16 protein-coding genes are annotated in these 18,147 nt (G+C 30.8%); 7 read left to right on the top strand and 9 right to left on the bottom strand.

The features are described 5' to 3' along the window. The first annotated feature begins 27 nt into the window (after positions 1-27). The 4 genes from ABNT22_RS00540 (at position 28) to ABNT22_RS00525 (ending at position 3,291) form a co-directional block, all read left to right on the top strand. A complete protein-coding gene (locus tag ABNT22_RS00540) occupies positions 28-480 on the top strand; it encodes a YHS domain-containing (seleno)protein (RefSeq protein ID WP_348715408.1) in 453 nt (150 codons plus the stop codon). 11 nt (positions 481-491) lie between these two features. Continuing rightward, complete coding sequence (locus tag ABNT22_RS00535; RefSeq protein WP_348715407.1) at positions 492-929, top strand: YHS domain-containing (seleno)protein; 438 nt, start codon at positions 492-494, stop codon at positions 927-929. 107 nt (positions 930-1,036) lie between these two features. Then, the gene (locus ABNT22_RS00530; protein WP_348715406.1) at positions 1,037-2,686 is read left to right on the top strand and encodes a glycerol-3-phosphate dehydrogenase/oxidase; all 1,650 of its coding nucleotides are present in this window, start codon (positions 1,037-1,039) and stop codon (positions 2,684-2,686) included. A 101-nt stretch (positions 2,687-2,787) separates the two neighbouring features. Next, positions 2,788-3,291: a hypothetical protein gene (locus ABNT22_RS00525; protein ID WP_348715405.1), complete on the top strand. Its 504-nt coding sequence runs from the start codon at positions 2,788-2,790 to the stop codon at positions 3,289-3,291. A 61-nt stretch (positions 3,292-3,352) separates the two neighbouring features. Here the strand turns inward: ABNT22_RS00525 and ABNT22_RS00520 are convergent, their stop codons facing one another. From ABNT22_RS00520 to ABNT22_RS00505, 4 genes are all read right to left on the bottom strand, one after another. Next, positions 3,353-4,960: a DUF11 domain-containing protein gene (locus tag ABNT22_RS00520; RefSeq protein WP_348715404.1), complete on the bottom strand. Its 1,608-nt coding sequence runs from the start codon at positions 4,958-4,960 to the stop codon at positions 3,353-3,355. A 94-nt stretch (positions 4,961-5,054) separates the two neighbouring features. Beyond that, the gene (locus ABNT22_RS00515; RefSeq protein WP_348715403.1) at positions 5,055-6,323 is read right to left on the bottom strand and encodes an MFS transporter; all 1,269 of its coding nucleotides are present in this window, start codon (positions 6,321-6,323) and stop codon (positions 5,055-5,057) included. Between the two features lie 17 nt (positions 6,324-6,340). Continuing rightward, on the bottom strand, positions 6,341-7,000 hold the full coding sequence (locus ABNT22_RS00510) for a hypothetical protein (RefSeq protein WP_348715402.1): 660 nt from the start codon (positions 6,998-7,000) through the stop codon (positions 6,341-6,343). Between the two features lie 226 nt (positions 7,001-7,226). Next, positions 7,227-8,222, bottom strand: coding sequence for an NAD(P)H-dependent glycerol-3-phosphate dehydrogenase (locus ABNT22_RS00505; protein WP_348715401.1), 996 nt, complete (start codon positions 8,220-8,222; stop codon positions 7,227-7,229). Positions 8,223-8,310: 88 nt separating this feature from the next. Between ABNT22_RS00505 and dut the strand changes: the two genes are divergently transcribed. Next, positions 8,311-8,742 (top strand): dUTP diphosphatase, encoded by a 432-nt coding sequence (dut, locus tag ABNT22_RS00500; RefSeq protein ID WP_348716682.1) that lies wholly within the window; start codon positions 8,311-8,313, stop codon positions 8,740-8,742. On the opposite strand, the gene ABNT22_RS00495 is transcribed toward dut, so the two are convergent. The 4 genes from ABNT22_RS00495 to recA all read right to left on the bottom strand — a co-directional run bounded on the left by ABNT22_RS00495 (position 8,739) and on the right by recA (position 12,995). After that, complete coding sequence (locus ABNT22_RS00495) at positions 8,739-9,278, bottom strand: GNAT family N-acetyltransferase (protein WP_348715400.1); 540 nt, start codon at positions 9,276-9,278, stop codon at positions 8,739-8,741. The genes dut and ABNT22_RS00495 overlap by 4 nt on opposite strands. Before the next feature lie 2 nt (positions 9,279-9,280). Next, positions 9,281-10,972 carry an amidohydrolase gene (locus ABNT22_RS00490; protein WP_348715399.1) on the bottom strand — a complete coding sequence of 564 codons (1,692 nt, stop codon included), beginning with the start codon at positions 10,970-10,972 and terminating at the stop codon, positions 9,281-9,283. Positions 10,973-10,992: 20 nt separating this feature from the next. Next, positions 10,993-11,850, bottom strand: a complete 858-nt coding sequence (locus ABNT22_RS00485) for an AraC family transcriptional regulator (protein ID WP_348715398.1) — start codon at positions 11,848-11,850, stop codon at positions 10,993-10,995. Between the two features lie 137 nt (positions 11,851-11,987). Next, positions 11,988-12,995 carry a recombinase RecA gene (recA, locus tag ABNT22_RS00480; RefSeq protein ID WP_348715397.1) on the bottom strand — a complete coding sequence of 336 codons (1,008 nt, stop codon included), beginning with the start codon at positions 12,993-12,995 and terminating at the stop codon, positions 11,988-11,990. Positions 12,996-13,110: 115 nt separating this feature from the next. On the opposite strand from recA, the gene ABNT22_RS00475 reads away from it, so the two are divergent. Continuing rightward, positions 13,111-13,686 carry a pseudouridine synthase gene (locus tag ABNT22_RS00475; protein WP_348715396.1) on the top strand — a complete coding sequence of 192 codons (576 nt, stop codon included), beginning with the start codon at positions 13,111-13,113 and terminating at the stop codon, positions 13,684-13,686. Between the two features lie 34 nt (positions 13,687-13,720). After that, positions 13,721-17,668, top strand: coding sequence for a T9SS type B sorting domain-containing protein (locus ABNT22_RS00470; protein WP_348727200.1), 3,948 nt, complete (start codon positions 13,721-13,723; stop codon positions 17,666-17,668). 31 nt (positions 17,669-17,699) lie between these two features. Here the strand turns inward: ABNT22_RS00470 and ABNT22_RS00465 are convergent, their stop codons facing one another. Next, the gene (locus tag ABNT22_RS00465; protein WP_348718306.1) at positions 17,700-18,146 is read right to left on the bottom strand and encodes a GNAT family N-acetyltransferase; all 447 of its coding nucleotides are present in this window, start codon (positions 18,144-18,146) and stop codon (positions 17,700-17,702) included. Between the last annotated feature and the right edge of the window lies 1 nt (position 18,147).

The raw sequence follows: 18,147 nt of genomic DNA, 5'->3' as shown, positions 1-18,147 counted from the left end.
AGCGACAACATTGGAAACTATTTACTTATGAAGAACATTTTCACTTTTTTATTGTTTTTTACCTCATCGCTAATCTTTGCTCAACACACAGATTATAATACCAAAAAAGGTTATGTTGCTGAAGGTTATGATTTGGTATCCTATTTTAATAATGACGCTCCTTTAGAAGGGAAAAAGAAGTTCCAAACTACCTATGATGGGGCTAAATTTAAATTTTCTTCAGAAGAGAATTTAAACGCTTTTAATGAAGACCCTGCTAAATACATTCCACAATATGGTGGGTATTGTGCTTATGCAATTGCTGAAAAGAATAAGAAAATGTACATAGATCCAGAAGTTTTTGAAATAAGAGATGGAAAATTATATCTTTTTTATAGCTCTTGGATTGGTAGTAAATTAAGTGATTGGCAAGAAGGAGATGTTAAAAAAAGACAACATAAAGGTGATAAAAACTGGGAAACTTTAAAGCTTAAAAAATAACTCGAAAGTATATGAAGAAAATTGTTACTTTTTTAATGTTGTTGTTCTCTACAATAGCATTTTCACAACAATACAATGTTAAAAAAGGAGCCATTGCTAATGGTTACGACGTTGTGTCTTATTTTGATAATGAAGCCAAAAAAGGAAAGAAAGATTTTTCTACAATCTATGATGGCGTTAAGTTTAGGTTTTCTTCAAGGAAAAATTTAGAAAAATTCAAAAAAAGCCCAACAAGTTATATTCCACAATATGGTGGGTACTGTGCATATGCAATTGGTAAAACTGGTGAAAAAGTTGCTATAAATCCTAAGACTTTCGAAATAAGAGACAATAAGTTGTATTTGTTTTATAATGCATGGGGAACCAACACATTAGACCTTTGGTTAAAAGAAGGTGCCGAAGATTTACAAAAACAAGCAGATATAAACTGGCCTAAAATAAATCAATAAACGATTTGTTTTATTGCGGGGAAAAAGAGTCGAATTAATTTTTCGGCTCTTTTTTCTTTAAAATCAACTCTTTTTTATTGTTATTTTTGTTTGGTAAAAAGACTTCTATGAACAACTTTTCATTTTTTAATCGAACAAATATTCAACAAGAATTACAAAATACTGAATTTGATGTTTTAATCATTGGAGGAGGAATTACAGGTGCTGGTATTGCCCTTGATGCTGCCTCAAGAGGTATGAAAGTAGCTCTAATTGAAAAAAATGACTTCGCATCTGGTACTTCTAGTAAATCTACAAAACTTATTCATGGAGGTTTACGATACTTGAAACAGTTTGATTTTTGGTTAGTAAAAGAAGTAGGTACAGAAAGAGCTATTGTTCATAAACTAGCTCCTCATTTAGTGATCCCTGAAAAAATGATTTTACCACTTATTGAAGGAGGAACTTATGGTTCTTGGTTAACTTCAATTGGTTTAAAAGTATACGATGTATTAGCATCTGTAGAAGGTGATGACAAACGCAAAATGCTAGATAAACAAGAGGCTTTAGAAAAAGAACCGCTATTACCAGAAAGTATATTAAATGGAGCAGGGTTTTATGCCGAATATCGTACTGATGATGCACGTTTAACCATTGAAATTTTAAAAACGGCTAGTCAATATGATGCACAAATTATTAACTATACAGAAGCTACTGAATTTATTTATGAAGATAAACGTGTAGTAGGAGCTTCTGTTACAGATACATTTAACGGTAAGCAGTTTGACATAAAGGCTAAATACGTTGTAAATGCTGCAGGACCATGGGTAGATGAATTACGTCAAATAAATAATTCTAAAATAGGCAAACGTTTACACTTAACTAAAGGAGTACATTTAGTTGTTCCTCATGAAAAATTACCAGTAAAACAATCTGTATATTTTGATATTCCAGATGGTAGAATGATGTTTGCTATTCCGAGAGGAAAAGTTACTTATTTTGGTACTACCGATACTAATTATCAAGAAAACAAAGATAAGGTTGAGACCAGTATTGTAGATGCTTTGTATTTAATAGAAGCGGTAAACAATATGTTTCCTGAGATTCACCTTACTCTCGAAGATATTGAGTCTTCTTGGGCAGGTTTAAGACCTTTAATTCATGAAGAAGGTAAATCTGCCTCTGAGTTGTCTCGTAAAGATGAAATTTTTGTTTCTGACACCAAACTGATTTCTATTGCCGGTGGTAAGTTAACTGGCTATAGAAAAATGGCTGAACGAATTGTTGATATTATAGCTAAAAAAATGAAAAGGCGTTTTGAAACCGAATTTGAACCAATACAAACAGAAGATATAATATTAACTGGTGGTCCTTTTCAAAATTACAAATCAGTAAAACTGTATACAAAACAAGTTGCTAAACGAATTAAAGTTGATGGTTTGACTAAACAAGATGCCAATTATCTTGTGCATAACTATGGAAAACAAACGGACGTAATTCTTGATAAATTTGATGAGTTTACTACAATTGAAAATATTGATCAACGTTTGTTAAAAGCTGAAATTTGGTTTACAATCCAGCACGAAATGACCTGCACCCCTACCGACTTTTTTATGCGTAGAACTGGTCGCTTATTCTTTGATAAACCAAGTGTTGATCTATTTAAAAACTTTACTTTAACGGAGTTTAAAAACTATTTTAATTGGGATGATACCACTACTCAAAACCAATTGCAAAAATTAAATGATAAAATAGCTATTGCTATTAATTTTGCTTAACAATAAATTATGATTTTCAGCTAAAAAAAGAATTATATATTTGCACTTCCAAAAACTATCCCTAATAATAGTTCGTTAACCATTAAATGTTTTCCCCAATTATGAAACAAAAATTATTAGTACTGGTATTCACATTTGTGTGTTTGGTTGCAAAAGGTCAAACAGTAAACGTTGTATCTGCATCAGATATTGACAATATTAAAATAAATAGTACCACACTTTCTGATTTAAAAAAGACCTACGGAAAAAAAGATAAAGTTGAAGCTTTTTTTGGAGCTCCTGCATCTTACAATGTAACGGTTAATAATAGTTATTATCAATTTAGATATGACGGTTTTAAACTTGATTTTTCAACATTAAACAAGAAAAAGGCATATATAGAGTCTTTTGAAATAAGTACCAATAAAAATACTTTTGCCATAAAAGGTGTTACTGTTGCTGTTGGAGATAATATCAGTAAATTAGGTGAGGTTAAGGTTAGTACAGCTAGAAATGGTGCTAAGAGTATCTTATACTCTCCTTGTGAAGACTGCGATTTATTTATTAATATCGATTTTGACGCTTCAAATACTATAACAAAAATTACTTATTACGATATGTCGTAGTTTTAAAAATAATATCAAATAAAAAAGGAAGCTTTTCAGCTTCCTTTTTTTTATGTCTTTTTTAGTTTTGATTATTCGATGTAGCATCAGGGTCCTCTTGATCTAAACTTATTACTTCAGCAGTATTTGTAATAATTCCTGCACTATTAATTGTTGCTGCTATTTGAATACTTCTTGATGCTCCATTCGGAATACTTGGTATGCTCCAATCTCCACTTACTGAATCGTAAGTTCCTGTACTAATTACTGAGTTTCCGATATCATAAGTTAATGCTGAAGGCAATAGGTCTCTTACCACAACATTTGTTGCTTCTTGTGGACCATCATTCATAATTGTTAATGTAAAAACTATTCCTTCTCCTACTTTCGGAATTGCTGAATTTACCGTTTTAGTCAGATGTAAGTCAGATGTTGGCACAACTTCAAGTGTGAAATAATCATTATCATTAAAAGAAATTGTTGCAGAATATACACCTCCAGCAAGTGTTAAGTCATACTCTTCTGAAACTGTACTGAAGTTAGAAACTGTACTTCTTACCAACTTAAGAATTCCTGTTGGTGCACCTGTTAAATCTATATCTGATGCATTTACTGAAAAATTAACAGTACCTACATCACCCGTTTCACTAACTCTCCACTTCGTATCTAAACGATATCTTTTACTTGGCGCACCTACTGCAGAAAAATCATAGTTCGCATTTATCAAATCTTCACCCCAAAAAAGATATTCATTATTACTTAAATTTGAAGGAGAGTTAATACTAATTATTCCTGTTCCTTGAGAATTGGTGTGGTTAGATCCATCGGATGCCTGACCTATTCCTGCAACTTTATGATCAAAATTTCCTCCTGAAGTATCTTCGTCATAAAAATCAATAGATGCTAAAGACTGATTATACTTTGCGGTTAAATAATTATCAATTATAATTCTTTGAGCAGTATTCACTTTCGATCTAAAAATAATTACCTCTGTCATATTGCCATTGAAATTATCTCCTAACCCAAATCTGTGTGAGGCATGACTAGTATATACTCTGGTATTTGCTCTATTCTGCAATAGAGTTCCATTTCTATAGAGTTGCTTCCCTGTAGAAGGGTTCGCGTCATAAGACCATAAAGAATAATTGGTTAAATTAGATAACCCTCCTACTTGAATTCTTGCATTGGTAGTACAGCATTGTCCTATATCAAAATAAACTGTACTATCAGACCATGGAATATGACATGAAAATCGTTGACGTTGATGTGGTAATGTAGAATATGGCCATGAAGAAGTTATCGAATTTGCTTTTGCATATATAAATGAAGATGCTTGATTTGTAACAAAGTTACTGGTGGTTAGGTTTAAGCCTGTTCGTAATATCCCTGTCCTATTAAACTGAATTTCATCATAACCATTTAATGAACCAGTAATTAATTGAGGAGCATTTCCATTTTGAGACATGTCATGCGCTGTATATCCTGCAGAATTGGTCCAACCTGTAACGTTTGTTCCAGAGTTATTAACTCCATTGTCTGTTCGGTACCACATAATTAAGTCTGAGCTACCATCATTCGTTCCAACTCCTCCAGGACCTGTTTGAGCAAAAACATTTACATAAATCAATAAAATTAATAGAGGGACTTTCTTCATTATAACAAAAATACCCTTTTTAGTCTTTTTTCTCAAAAAATCTAATTTGTTTAAACAACTATATTGTATTCATTATTATTAAACAAAAAAAAGGAGGCTCATGAGCTTCCTTTTTTATATAATTTAAATTTTATTCAAGCTTTTCGTGCTCTTCCATATCCTTAGTTAGATCAAGTTTTCGTAGCGTTGGATTTAATATCGCAGTAGACGCAACCGTAATTAAAGTCATCGTTCCTCCAAAAACTACTGCAGTAACAGTTCCCATCAATTTGGCCGTAACTCCACTTTCTAGAGCTCCTAATTCATTAGAAGATCCTACAAACATAGAATTCACTGAAGCAACTCTACCTCTCATATGATCAGGCGTTTTTAACTGTAAAATTGTTTGTCGTATTACCATAGAAACACCATCCGTTACTCCGCTAAAGAATAAAGCAACCAGAGATACCCAAAATATAGTAGATAAACCAAAGACTATAATACATATTCCAAATCCAAAAATGGCCGCTAAAAGCTTTATTCCTGCATTTTTACTGATAGGTATATAAGCTGTTATTAACATAGTTAAAAAGGCTCCTACAGCTGGTGCTGCTCTTAATACACCAAAACCTTCCGCTCCTACTTCCAATATATCTTGAGCAAAAACGGGTAATAAGGCAATTGCTCCTCCAAACAGTACCGAAATCATATCAAGAGTAAGAGCTCCCAAAATTGCTTTGGTTTTGAATACAAAGGAAATTCCTTCTTTTAAACTTTTTCCTATTGGTTCTCCTTTTTTATGATTCATTATTGGCTTTTTCTTTATCAAGAAAACAAATAATAGAGAAGTTACGACTAGTGAAAAAACAATATTCAAAGAAAATGGCACTCCGTAAAAAGCAATTGTAAATCCAGCAAAAGCCGGACCTAAAACAGTAGCTACTTGCCAAGTGCTACTACTCCAAGTAGCTGCATTTGGATATAGTTTTTTAGGAACGATAAGCGCTATTAATGAAAATATAGTTGGACCAAAAAACGAGCGTAAAAAACCTCCAAAAAATACTAATGCATAGATAGAGTACAGTACGGTATTAGAACTCCAACCTTCAACAAATTCTGGAGTTGTTAAAAAGTACAATCCAAAACTAATCAACGAGAATAAAGCAATACACAAAGCCAAAAGATTTCTTTTTTCTTTTTGATCAACAATATGTCCTGCAAACAAGGCCATTGAAAAGGCTGGAACAAATTCACAGGCGCCAATAATACCTAAACTTAATTTGCTATTTGTCATTGCATATATCTCCCACTCTATAATCACAAACTGCATAGACCAAGCAAAAACCAATAAAAAACGAACCAAAAGAAAAATATTAAACTCCTTTATTCGTAAAGAAGCATACGGATCTTTTTTTTCCATGTAAATAGTTTAATAAGTTAGTTCAGTTTTAAATCCATTAATATGGCAAAGGTTTCATTTACATCTCTTTCTTTTACAACAATGGTCATTTCATGTGTTGTAGAAATAACTTCTTGAACGGCAATATTTGCCCAAGCAAATTGTTTTAAAATAAAGTAATAAACCCCTGATTGTTCTAAGTTTTCTTTAGGAAGTTTTATGGTAATAGAAGCTAAATCATTTACATTATTTATTAAAGTTTCCTTCTTAAATATATCTTCAATAAAGGGTTGTAAATTTTTACTAATTACAATATTAGTTTCAAAAATACCTTGAGAAACGGTTAAAAAATAATCATTACTATCGGCTGATTTACTTAGAAGTTTTGCGATTTCTTTTAATAAAGATGGGGTATTTCTAAATGTATAATCACATAAATCCGACCGAACAATTACATCTCCTAAATTAAGAGCTAAACGTTTTATATTCTTACGCACTCTTAATTCATTTACAGGAGATAGACGATTAATTGCCATCATTACAGCTCCTACTTTTACTTCTTTCTTTAAAAGTTGTGAAACCTCTGGCAATATTAATCTCGCCAATGAAGATACATTAATCAATTTCTCATGCAACGCCTCCTCTATAAAGGGAGTTTTACGAATTGTAATCTCAACTGCTTCTTGAATAGTTTTCATTAATGTTTAATTTTAAACTCTATGTTATAAATAAAAATAAATCTATGTAAAAATATACTTTTATTCAAAAAATACTATTCTTTTATAAAAAACTTTGTAAATGAGAATTTTAGGTTAAATTTGTTGCTATTGTAATTTTTTACAAGACCTACACAACACTAACTAGTAAGGAGCGATTGGTGAGGTTTCCTTTTATAAGAAGGATTATTTGTACAAATGCAAACAACTAATCTAATCTATTTGTTAACTTAAAAAACTCATCTTTCGCTTCTTTTTTATCGTACAGTACATTATATACTGCATCAATTATAGGAGTTTTAGCTCCATTTTTTTTGTTCAAATTATAAGCACTTTTTGTGGCATAATATCCTTCTGCTACCATACTCATTTCAAACATTGCCGATTTTACGGTGTATCCTTTACCAATCATATTACCAAACATTCTATTTCTACTAAAAACAGAATATCCAGTAACTAGTAAGTCTCCAAGGTAAGCTGAGTTATTAATATTACGTTTCATTTTATGTACTTTCTTAATAAAACGTTTCATCTCTCTAATGGCATTACTCATTAAAACAGATTGGAAATTATCTCCATATCCTAATCCATGAGCAATTCCCGCAGCAATAGCATAAATATTTTTTAACATGGCAGCATATTCTGTACCAATAATATCATCTGATATTTTAGTTTTAATATACCTTCCTGCTATATATTTACTTAAATCTTTTGCTTTTTGTTCATCTTGACATGCAATTGTTAAATAAGATAAACGTTCCATAGCTACTTCTTCAGCATGACATGGTCCTGTAATTACCCCAATATTTTCAAAAGGTACATTGTGAATATCATGAAAATGTTCTCCAACAATTAATCCGCTTTCAGGAACAATACCTTTTATGGCTGAAAAAACAATCTTCTTTTCTAAGGGTAAAGACAACTTTTCTAGTTCTGTTTTTAAAAATGCTGAAGGAATTGCAAAGATGAGTACATCGTACTTATCAACAATATAATTCATATCATCCGACAAATCTAATTGTTCAGGATGCAACTCCGCAGAACTTAAATAACTCGGGTTATGTTTATTACGCTTTATATGTTCAATAGCATATACACTTCGCATATACCATCCTATAGTCTCTAAATTTTCAGATAACATTTTAACAATAGCAGTTGCCCAACTTCCGCCACCTAGTACCGCTATTTTTGGTTGTTTATTCATAGTAGAAATGTTTGTAATACAAAATTAAGAAAACTAAACTCGGTTTAAAACTTAAGGTTATTATATTTGAAAAATGAATTTTCCGACTATGAACGTACAAATAATAAATAAATCAAAACACCAAATACCAGCTTATGAAACTGAGGGATCAGCTGGAATGGATTTACGTGCTAATATTGATGAAGCAATTGTGTTAAAACCTTTAGAACGTGCAATTGTAAAAACTGGATTGTTTATAGCTCTTCCTGTTGGGTATGAAGCTCAAGTTCGTCCGCGTAGTGGACTTGCAGCAAAAAAAGGTATTACTGTACTGAACGCTCCAGGTACTGTAGATGCTGATTACAGAGGAGAAATTGGTGTGATTTTAGTAAATCTTTCTAACGAAGATTTTACCATAAATGATGGAGAACGCATTGCACAATTAGTAATTGCTAAACACGAACGTGTGCTTTGGCAAGAAGTACAGGTTTTAGATGAAACCGAACGCGGTGCAGGTGGATTTGGTAGTACTGGGGTTTAAGAAAGTATTTTGTATAATTGACTCATTTTTCTGAGCTCATCATACAATAATTCAAAATCTAAAAAGCAATGTGAATTGTATTGGTAGCCTCGTTTTTTATAAAATTCAAACGCTTGAGGTTTTTCATTCATAGCATCTAACCAAATCAATTCATATTGTTTTTTTATTGCTTGGTTTTCCAACCAGTTTAATAAAGTCTTTCCTATTCCATTTCCTTGAGTTTTTGCATGTAAATATATTCTGTGAAGCTTTACACACTTTTTTCCTTCAAATCCATTTAACTCTTGGTTCCATAAAACTCTAAAATTCCCTACAATTTCATTTTTGAATACTACAAAATAATAGGCTGTATTATTCTCTTTTAGCTCTTTTATTAAGTTTTCTCTTGAATATTGCGTATTCAAATACCAAGTACCAGAATCTTTCCAAAAATGACTATATGCAGCCGTATATACCTCTTTCATTAAGCTAAAAAGAGACTCCGAATCTTTATCCGAAATCTCTTTTAGTTGTATATGTTCTGTAATTGTTATCAAGGTTACTTTTTATATATTTCTTTTCCGTTAAAAACGGTTTTTACAATTTTAGCTGTTTTTATTTGATTGGAAGGAATTTCAAAAATATTTTTATCTACTACCACAAAATCCGCTAGTTTTCCTACCTCTAAAGATCCTACTTTATCTTCTTGTCTCATAACATATGCTCCATTGATAGTATACGATTTAATTGCTTCAGATAAAGAAATATTTTGAGGAGCTCTTGTAACGGCATTCTGAATTCCAATAAAGGGATTCAATGAACTCACGTTCCAATCACTACTCAACGTTACTCTAGCACCAACCTCTTTTAAAGATTTTATAGGTATCAAATTATTTGCTAAAGTGCTTCCTACTAAATAATCATTTTCATGCCAATGATGAGGTTGTGTAAATGTTCCTGCAACTTGAGCATCTGCTGTTACATTTAGTTGTTTAAATCTCTTCAAATCGCCAATATCTACCATTTCCACATGAGTTAATCGATGTCTTCCGTTAGATGTTCCACTTTGCTCAATGGCATTTAATGCTTCTGTAACTCCTCTATTACCAATAGCATGTATGTGAAAATCAAAACCAACGTTTTCTAATTCTTTAATATAAGTAGCAATTCTAGCTTCAGAAAAATAATTTAATCCGTTGTTAGTAGCTAAACCAAAATAATCCTCTTTATAGTTAGAATGTAATGCTGCTGTTGTATTATGAGTAATACCATCTGAATACAACTTGATTTGATTGATTTTCAATAAACTATTTTTATCGTTTGAAAACATCTTTTTTAAAGCTGCTATTTGTTCTATATCATTTGCCGCAGGATATGCCCAAAGACCTAAATTAAAACGTGCTGTTAATTTATTATCTGCTGCTAAATTTCCCCAAGTTTTATGTTGATTTCTTTTCCAATACGTCCTTGCATCTGAAACCGACGTAATACCATGTTTTGCCAACTCTGGCAATACAAATTGTACCATACCATCATATTCACCATTAGCATCATTTAAAGCAGTAACAGCTTGTTGAAAAACTACATCTCCAGCATTATCTATTAGAATACCTAACAGCTCCCCTTTTTCTTTCATAATAATTCCTCCTTGAGGATTTTTAGTGGTTGCTGTAATACCTGCCAATTCTAATCCTTTTGAATTTATCCACATAGAATGAGAGGTTTGCTCCATAATAATCACAGGACGATCTGATACTGCCTCATCTATTATTTTTAATGGGTTTCTCTTTGCTTGAAACAATGTTTCAATAGAATGACCAAAACCGATTAACCAAGCTACATCTGGATTTTCTCTTGCAGCTTTTTTAATAGTTGAAATATAATTTTCTGGATTTACTTCTTCTTCATTAAGTTCAAAAGAAGTTGTGGTTGATCCGACTTCCATAGGGTGCATATGAACATCATGAAAACCAGGAAGAACTAATTTCCCTAGTAAATTTATCTTTTCTCCTCCTTTTTCTAATTTATTTTCTGCCTCAGCGTTTGATCCAACAAAAATTATTTCATTTTTATCTATTATCATTGCTTCTGCCCAAGGCTGTTTATCATTGACGGTATAAATTTTTCCATTGTAATACATTTTTTGAGTACTATTTAACTGTGTATGTATTCCAATTTCTTCTTTTTTAGTACATGATTTAGTAGATAAAATAATAGTTAAAAAAATAACGACTAATTTCATTTTTTTCATTTTAGTGTCGATTTTAATAATCAACCTTTTAAAGGTACATAAATTTCTGTTTCGTATTCTTCAGGGTTCTCAGTATGAGTTTCGTGTTTTATATAAAACTCTAAAAAAGGAGCTTCAGATATTTCTCTATTTGTTGAAAATAACCAGTTACTAAAAATTTTATCATAAGTTGTACTTATAGAATGATACGCTCCTATATGAGTAAAAACTGCATATTTTTGACTTGGAATTGTTTTAATTTTAAATTTTCCGTCAGGAATTCTTAGTGTATCATCTATTATCAAACAAGCATCATAATTATAAATTATATTTTCAGAAATAATAGGTTCATCCCATATAATTCCAAATGATTCAAGGCTATCTACATCTATTTTTTCTTTACTAACCTCATTTACTAATTGGTTCCAAACTTCATCAATTTTAGTACTGTAATAATCTCCTCTAAATGTTTTATATACTACTTTTTTAGTTTCTAAAACAGTTATTCTGTCTTCAAAAAAAGGCATGATTGTGTTTTCTTTTGAATGTGTTTTAAACAGTTCTTCTTTTTTGGTTCTATAGATAGCAGGTGTAATCCCAAAATGTTTTTTAAATGATTTACTGTAAGATTGAACATCTGAATAACCTACTTTTTCGGCTATTTCTTTAATTTCATCATTTGTAAATAACAATAGTTTTGCACTACTTTCTATTTTAACTCTTGTAACATAAGCACCTATTGTTTCATTATAGTATGCTTTGAAAATACGCTGTAAATTTCTGTATGAAAAATTAGAGAGCTCTTCTAAATTTTCTATTGAAATTTTCTCATTGTATGCTGTTCTTATATAGGAAACTACTTGTTGCAACCGGTTTTTATAAAAATCTTTTGTTTCCATACCACAAATGTAAAATGAAGAAGTTAGTTCGCTTTTGTCTTAAATTGACAACTTTTTTAAAGTACATAAAAAAAAGCTGTTGAAAAAATCAACAGCCTTTTGAAATAGTAATAGTTTAACTTTTAATTTAAAATTACTTATTCTTGATTTTCAATAGCATCTTTTATTTTGTTTTCTAATTCTTCCATTAGTTCAGGGTTATCTTTGATTAAGCCTTTTACAGCATCTCTACCCTGTCCTAATTTAGTATCTCCGTAACTAAACCAAGATCCACTTTTCTTTATAATACCGTATTCTACACCAATATCAAGAACCTCTCCTACTTTCGAAATTCCTGCTCCATACATAATATCAAATTCTGTAGTTTGGAATGGAGGTGCTACTTTATTCTTTACAATCTTAACTTTTGTACTGTTACCGATAACTCTATCTCCATCTTTAATTTGCGTTCTTCTACGGATATCTAAACGAACAGAAGCATAAAATTTTAATGCGTTACCTCCTGTAGTAGTCTCTGGATTACCAAACATTACACCAATTTTTTCACGTAATTGGTTAATGAATATTACAGTACAATTTGTTTTACTTATTGTACCTGTTAACTTACGTAAAGCTTGTGACATTAAACGAGCATGAAGTCCCATTTTTGAGTCTCCCATTTCCCCTTCAATTTCAGATTTTGGTGTTAAAGCAGCAACAGAATCGATAACTACAATATCAATTGCTCCAGAACGGATTAAATTATCTGCAATTTCTAGAGCTTGTTCACCATGATCTGGTTGAGATATAATTAAATTGTCAACATCTACCCCTAAACTTTCTGCATAAAAACGATCAAATGCATGTTCTGCATCAATAAATGCAGCTATCCCACCTGCCTTTTGAGCTTCAGCAATTGCATGAATAGTTAGAGTAGTTTTACCTGAAGATTCTGGTCCATAAATTTCTATAATTCTACCTCTAGGATATCCTCCAACTCCTAAAGCTAAATCTAATCCTAAAGATCCTGAAGAAATGGCATCTACATCATCTACTTGGGTATCCCCCAATTTCATTACAGTTCCTTTTCCATAGGTTTTGTCTAACTTATCTAGTGTTAGCTGAAGCGCTTTTAGTTTCGCTTCTTTTTCTTTATCTGCTGCCATAAATCGTTCTAGTTATTTTTTAAAATAAGAGTTGCTAAGGTATGAAAAACTCGCGGTAATTTACTAGCTTTTTACAACTCAATATTTGTAATTTTGTTTTCCTTATTTTTTACTAATGCAAAAGCACCGCCACTTTATTATTCATAAACCTTACGGATATCTTTCTCAATTCATAAATAATCAAACTAAAAGGAAAAAGAAGTTGCTCGGTGATTTAGATTTTAATTTTCCAAATGGTACGATGGCTATTGGTAGATTAGATGTAAAATCTGAAGGATTATTATTATTAACAACCGATGGAAAAGTAAGTGATTTTATAACTACAAGAGGGAAAGTTGAAAAAGAATATTATGTTCAAGTTAATGGAGCTATTTCTTCTTTTGAAATTGAAAAGTTATCGCAAGGTGTGGAAATCGGTATACATGGTAAAAAATACATTACCAAACCATGTAAAGTTACATTAATAGATACTCCCAATTTTGAAGAACGTTCAAAAAAAATTCGTGATGATAGACACGGACCTACTTCATGGGTTTCTATTACATTAACAGAAGGCAAATTTAGACAGGTTCGAAAAATGACTTCTGCTGTTGGTTTTCCTACATTGCGATTAGTTAGAATTCGAATAGGAAACATACTTTTAAATGACCTACAATCTGGTGAAGTCATAGAAGTAAGTAAATTACTTTAATTTAAGTATTTTTGCGGCTTTGAAAAAAAGCTAAATGAAAAAAATTTTTACCCTACTACTTTGTACTTTTTGTTTATTCTCATATGCACAAAACACCTATGTACCTGACGATAATTTTGAACAAGTTTTAATTGATTTAGGCTATGATTCTGGTCCTTTAGACGATTATATTCCTACAAAAAATATTGAAAATGTAACTGAATTAATATTACCTGGACAATCTTCTTTACCAACTTTTCCAAATGATATTAAAGATTTAACAGGAATTGGTGGGTTTAAATCTTTAAAAAAACTAACACTAGATTATTTCTCTAACTATTTTACCACCACTTTAGATTTATCTGAAAACACAAAGCTAGAAGAATTATATGTAGATGCTAACTTTTTGCATCATATTAATCTATCTAAGAATATAGAGTTAAAAATCTTAGAATTAAGAATGATATCTCTTTTGAAAGAACTTGATTTATCAAATAACATTAATCTTAAAAAACTTTTTATAAATGGTGGTACACTGTTTACAGAGTTAGATTTATCTTCTAATTCTCAAATTGAAGAGATCCATTTTATACAAATGCATTTTACAGATTTAAAATTGTACAACAACAAAAAGCTTAAGTTATTTAAATCAGAAGCAACATCATATATCGATTTAGATTTATCAAAATGTACTGGATTGGAAATGGTATCCTTTGATAGTAACGATGCAATGAGTATTAATCTTAACAATAATAATAACACTAAAATAATCGATTTTTCGGCAGTTAAATCTGCTTTCATCCACTGTATAAGAGTAGATGATGTTGCATACAGTAAAGCTAACTGGACAAAAGTATATGATAGTTCAATTTTTAGTGAAACTTGTGGTAATTTTCAAAAATTAACATATGTACCTGATGATAATTTTGAACAAGCTTTAATCGATTTAGGGTATGATACTGGTGCATTAGATAATTATGTTCCTACAGATAATATAAGTCCAGTTACTAATTTAAAAGTTGACAACTTAAACATTTCTGATTTAACCGGAATTCAAGATTTTATAAGTTTAGAACGATTAAATATTTCTAACAACAAAATAGAATTACTTGATTTAAGTAATAATACTAAAGTAACAGAAATTCACTGCGATAAAAATGAAATAACAAATTTAGATCTTTCTCAAAATCTAGATTTAACTTTTCTATATTGTAGTAACAATAATTTAAATTCTCTTGACTTAAATGCTAACATTAAATTATTTGACCTCCATTGTTCTAATAACCCTTTAACAAGTTTATTACTTCCTAAAAATAATATATTAGATGGTTTACATGTTAATTCTACTTTACTCTCTGAGTTAGATTTAAGAGGACAATCTAACTTAATTTCACACCCAGCCTCATTTTTACAAATTCATGATACACCTAATCTAATTTGTGTATATGTTGATGATGTAGACTACTATAATAATGATCCATTAAATGCAATCACAAAAGATGCTAAAAGTGTTTTTGTAAAAGATGAAGCCGCATGTAATGTGTTAACTTGTTCAATTTCTGTTGAAACACTTAGTGATATAAAAGCCTGTGAAAATTTTACATTACCTAACTTAACCAATGGGAACTATTATACGCAAGCAAATGGAATGGGAACTAAACTTAATCCCGGACACATTATTAACACTTCGCAAACTATATTTATTTACAATGTAGATCCTATAAATACAACATGTTCTAATGAGTCTTCTTTCGATATTACTATTACTAACAAACCTAATGTAGATATTGTCAGTGATGTAAAAGCCTGTGAGAACTTTACACTCCCTAACTTAACCAATGGGAACTACTATACGCAAGCAAATGGAATGGGAACTAAACTTAATCCCGGACACATTATTAACACTTCGCAAACTATATTTATTTACAACGTAGATCCTATAAATACTACTTGTTCTAATGAATCCTCTTTCAATATTACTATTACTAACAAACCTAATGTAGATAGTATCAGTGATGTAAAAGCTTGTGAGAACTTTACACTCCCTAACTTAACCAATGGGAACTACTATACGCAAGCAAATGGAATGGGAACTAAACTTAATCCCGGACACATTATTAACACTTCGCAAACTATATTTATTTACAATGTAGATCCTATAAATACAACATGTTCTAATGAGTCTTCTTTCGATATTACTATTACTAACAAACCTAATGTAGATATTGTCAGTGATGTAAAAGCTTGTGAGAACTTTACACTCCCTAACTTAACCAATGGTAACTACTATACGCAAGCAAATGGAATGGGAACTAAACTTAATCCCGGACACATTATTAACACTTCGCAAACTATATTTATTTACAACGTAGATCCTATAAATACAACATGTTCTAATGAGTCTTCTTTCGATATTACTATTACTAACAAACCTAATGTAGATAGTATCAGTGATGTAAAAGCTTGTGAGAACTTTACACTCCCTAACTTAACCAATGGTAACTACTATACGCAAGCAAATGGAATGGGAACTAAACTTAACCCTGGACACGTTATTAACACCTCACAAACTATATTTATTTACAACGTAAATCCTATAAATACAACATGTTCTAATGAGTCTTCTTTCGATATTACTATTACTAACAAACCTAATGTAGATAGTATCAGTGATGTAAAAGCTTGTGAGAACTTTACACTCCCTAACTTAACCAATGGTAACTACTATACGCAAGCAAATGGAATGGGAACTAAACTTAACCCTGGACACGTTATTAACACCTCACAAACTATATTTATTTACAATGTAGATCCTATAAATACTACTTGTTCTAATGAGTCTTCTTTCGATATTACTATTACTAACAAACCTAATGTAGATATTGTCAGTGATGTAAAAGCTTGTGAGAACTTTACACTCCCTAACTTAACCAATGGTAACTACTATACGCAAGCAAATGGAATGGGAACTAAACTTAACCCTGGACACGTTATTAACACCTCACAAACTATATTTATTTACAATGTAGATCCTATAAATACTACTTGTTCTAATGAGTCTTCTTTCGATATTACTATTACTAACAAACCTAATGTAGATATTGTCAGTGATGTAAAAGCTTGTGAGAACTTTACACTCCCTAACTTAACCAATGGTAACTACTATACGCAAGCAAATGGAATGGGAACTAAACTTAACCCTGGACACGTTATTAACACCTCACAAACTATATTTATTTACAATGTAGATCCTATAAATACAACATGTTCTAATGAGTCTTCTTTCGATATTACTATTACTAACAAACCTAATGTAGATAGTATCAGTGATGTAAAAGCTTGTGAGAACTTTACACTCCCTAACTTAACCAATGGTAACTACTATACACAAGCAAATGGAATGGGAACTAAACTTAACCCTGGGCACGTTATTAACACCTCACAAACTATATTTATTTACAATGTAGATCCTATAAATACTACTTGTTCTAATGAGTCTTCTTTCAATATTACTATTAACAACAAACCAATTATTGATACACTAAACGATATCAGTTTATATGATTCTTATATTTTACCTGTTATAACCAATGGAAACTATTATACCGAGTCAAATGGAATGGGGACCAAACTTAATCCTGGACACGTTATTAACACTTCGCAAACATTATTTATTTATAGTATAGATTCAAATACAAATTGTAGTAATCAAAGTAGTTTTACCATAACCATCCAAAAATTTGATGATGATATACACATACCACCATATTTTACTCCGAATAATGATGGAAAAAATGATACTTGGATTGTTAAAGGAAATGGTATTAGCGAAGTTTTAATTTACAATAGATTTGGTAAAAAAATAGGTAAAATAAATCCGAATGATTCAGGATGGAATGGCTATTACAATGGAGAACAATTGGCCAGTAATACTTACTGGTACCAAGTAGTTTATAAAAATGGAAAAGTAAAAATTGGTTCTTTTGCTTTGGTAAGAAAATAAGCTCCTAAAAAAATAAAGGCTGAGAATGTTCTCAGCCTTTATTTTTTATCATTTTTATATGTGGAATTCCATCTTCTAAGTACTCCTCACCTATCTTCTCAAATCCATGAGATTCATAAAATTTTTTTAAATAAGTTTGTGCTGATATCGTTATCTTAGAATTATTAAAAACTTCCTCAATAGTTTTAATTGAAGCTTTAATAATATCATGTCCATAACCATACTTACGTTCTTCTTTTTTTACTACTACCCTACCAATACTAGGTGTATCAAAATAATACCCACCATCAAAAATACGTGTATAAGCCACCGTTTTATCTTCCTTTAACCCAATAACATGCAATGCGTCTTTATCTTTACCATCTACGTCTTGATATGCACAGTCTTGCTCTAGAACAAAAACTTCAGAACGCAATTGAAGTAAATCATATAGTTCTGAAGTTGTTAATTCTTGAAATGTTTTTATTTTTATATTCATA

The organism is Tenacibaculum sp. 190130A14a (assembly GCF_964048965.1).
Classification (GTDB): domain Bacteria; phylum Bacteroidota; class Bacteroidia; order Flavobacteriales; family Flavobacteriaceae; genus Polaribacter; species Polaribacter polynesiense.
This window is presented reverse-complemented; position numbering and strand designations above follow the sequence as displayed.

Excerpts from the sequence above, each read along its gene's own strand:
- ABNT22_RS00540 (WP_348715408.1), top strand. The coding sequence starts at position 28 with ATGAAGAACATTTTCACTTTTTTATTGTTTTTTACCTCATCGCTAATC.
- ABNT22_RS00535 (WP_348715407.1), top strand. The coding sequence starts at position 492 with ATGAAGAAAATTGTTACTTTTTTAATGTTGTTGTTCTCTACAATAGCA.
- ABNT22_RS00530 (WP_348715406.1), top strand. The coding sequence starts at position 1,037 with ATGAACAACTTTTCATTTTTTAATCGAACAAATATTCAACAAGAATTA.
- ABNT22_RS00525 (WP_348715405.1), top strand. The coding sequence starts at position 2,788 with ATGAAACAAAAATTATTAGTACTGGTATTCACATTTGTGTGTTTGGTT.
- ABNT22_RS00515 (WP_348715403.1), bottom strand. The coding sequence starts at position 6,323 with ATGGAAAAAAAAGATCCGTATGCTTCTTTACGAATAAAGGAGTTTAAT.
- ABNT22_RS00510 (WP_348715402.1), bottom strand. The coding sequence starts at position 7,000 with ATGAAAACTATTCAAGAAGCAGTTGAGATTACAATTCGTAAAACTCCC.
- ABNT22_RS00505 (WP_348715401.1), bottom strand. The coding sequence starts at position 8,222 with ATGAATAAACAACCAAAAATAGCGGTACTAGGTGGCGGAAGTTGGGCA.
- dut (WP_348716682.1), top strand. The coding sequence starts at position 8,311 with ATGAACGTACAAATAATAAATAAATCAAAACACCAAATACCAGCTTAT.
- ABNT22_RS00490 (WP_348715399.1), bottom strand. The coding sequence starts at position 10,972 with ATGAAAAAAATGAAATTAGTCGTTATTTTTTTAACTATTATTTTATCT.
- ABNT22_RS00485 (WP_348715398.1), bottom strand. The coding sequence starts at position 11,850 with ATGGAAACAAAAGATTTTTATAAAAACCGGTTGCAACAAGTAGTTTCC.
- recA (WP_348715397.1), bottom strand. The coding sequence starts at position 12,995 with ATGGCAGCAGATAAAGAAAAAGAAGCGAAACTAAAAGCGCTTCAGCTA.
- ABNT22_RS00475 (WP_348715396.1), top strand. The coding sequence starts at position 13,111 with ATGCAAAAGCACCGCCACTTTATTATTCATAAACCTTACGGATATCTT.
- ABNT22_RS00470 (WP_348727200.1), top strand. The coding sequence starts at position 13,721 with ATGAAAAAAATTTTTACCCTACTACTTTGTACTTTTTGTTTATTCTCA.
- ABNT22_RS00465 (WP_348718306.1), bottom strand. The coding sequence starts at position 18,146 with ATGAATATAAAAATAAAAACATTTCAAGAATTAACAACTTCAGAACTA.